Source organism: Micromonospora sp. DH13 (assembly GCF_020873825.1).
Taxonomy (GTDB): Bacteria; Actinomycetota; Actinomycetes; order Mycobacteriales; family Micromonosporaceae; genus Micromonospora; species Micromonospora haikouensis.
Window position 1 is genome coordinate 1 of sequence record NZ_JAHWGR010000088.1, and the last position, 1,306, is coordinate 1,306.

The 1,306-nt window shown below is 76.0% G+C and carries 2 protein-coding genes; one reads left to right on the forward strand and one right to left on the reverse strand.

The genetic code is table 11. From position 1 onward, the window contains the following. Positions 1-92 precede the first annotated feature (92 nt). Positions 93-725 (forward strand): hypothetical protein, encoded by a 633-nt coding sequence (locus LPA42_RS33340; RefSeq protein WP_228987136.1) that lies wholly within the window; start codon positions 93-95, stop codon positions 723-725. A 71-nt stretch (positions 726-796) separates the two neighbouring features. Here LPA42_RS33340 and LPA42_RS33345 read toward each other — a convergent pair whose 3' ends face one another. After that, the gene (locus LPA42_RS33345; protein WP_198956756.1) at positions 797-1,219 is read right to left on the reverse strand and encodes an SUKH-4 family immunity protein; all 423 of its coding nucleotides are present in this window, start codon (positions 1,217-1,219) and stop codon (positions 797-799) included. Positions 1,220-1,306: the final 87 nt, after the last annotated feature.

The window sequence follows — 1,306 nt, forward strand, 5'->3', positions numbered from 1 at the left end:
GATAACGGGCGAACAGGGGGCCACAAGTGCAAGATCGCGGGGCGAGCGGGGCGAGCGGGGGAGGGGCCTGGGGGGTGGGGTAGCGTCGCGGGGTGGGTGACGAGCGGGCCGCAGGGGCCGAGGAGGGCGCAGGGGGCGAGCGGGCCGCAGGGGCCGAGAGTCTGCTGCTGGGGCGGATCGCCGGTGAGGCGTGGATCGTCGACCTGCTGCGCCGGTTCGACTTCGACCTGGACCGGGTCGCCGACGGGCCGCCCGAGACGGTGCACCTGCCCAACGGCGAGCCCCTGGAGATGATCGCCGGGGACGCCTCGGGCGGGGCCTTCATGCTGGTGGGCGACGACAACGGCGACGACAACGGCGACGGCGTCGCCCGGCCCGTGCTGTACGTCGGCTCGGAGGGCGAGGGCGGGTTGATCGCGACCGACCTGCGCGCCGCGCTCTCCCTCGTCGTCGGGCTCTCCAGCGTCCACGACGCGACGTCGGTCCCGTACGGCGACGATGGCGGCGCGCGGCTGCGGGAGTGGCTGGCCCGCGCCGACGAGGAGATCCGCGAGGACTGGCCGGAGCTGGACGCGGAACGGGCGCGGCTGCGGCAGGCGCTCGACCTGCCGGAGGCCGACGGGCTGCTGGAGGCGCTGCACCGACTGGCGGCCGACGAGGACTACCGCCCGGTCAGCGACGCCGGTGACCGGTACGAGGCGATGGTCGACGCGCCCGTCGCGTAGCGACCAGGAAGCGCCGACCCGTCAGATCGCCGACCCGGCAGACCGGGTTGCCGCCGGGGGAGGTCGACCCGTCAGGTCATCCCGTAGCCGAGTTCCTCGGCGGCCACCGACCAGAAGCGGTTCTCGTGGCCGACCGACGCCGGGTCGAGCTGCCGGAACCGGTCGGTGAGCCGCTCGCCGACCGCCTCGAGGTCGTCGTCGGCGTCGTCGGGCAGCGCGTCGGCCTCGGCGCGGGCCGCCAGGTACGCCTCCGCGCAGGCGACGAGCGCGTCCAGCGTGGAGTTCACCGGCTCTGCGCCGTCGGCGTCGACGAGGGACACCGCACCCGTGGCCGGGTCGAGGACGAGGTGGGACAGCCCTTCGTCCTCGGCGAGGACGAGGCCGGTCGAGTCGGCGCGGGCGGCCGGGAGCCAGTCCCCGGGGTAGGGAAGCTGCTCCCCGAGGGAGCGTAGCCGGGCGAGGGCGGCGTCGATCGCCGCGTCGGTGTTCGGCACCGGACCACCCTAGCCCCGAGCGCGGGCCCGCCGGCCTGGGCTCCTCGCCCGGTCCCGGGCCGGGCCCGGATGGTCAGGGGACCGCAC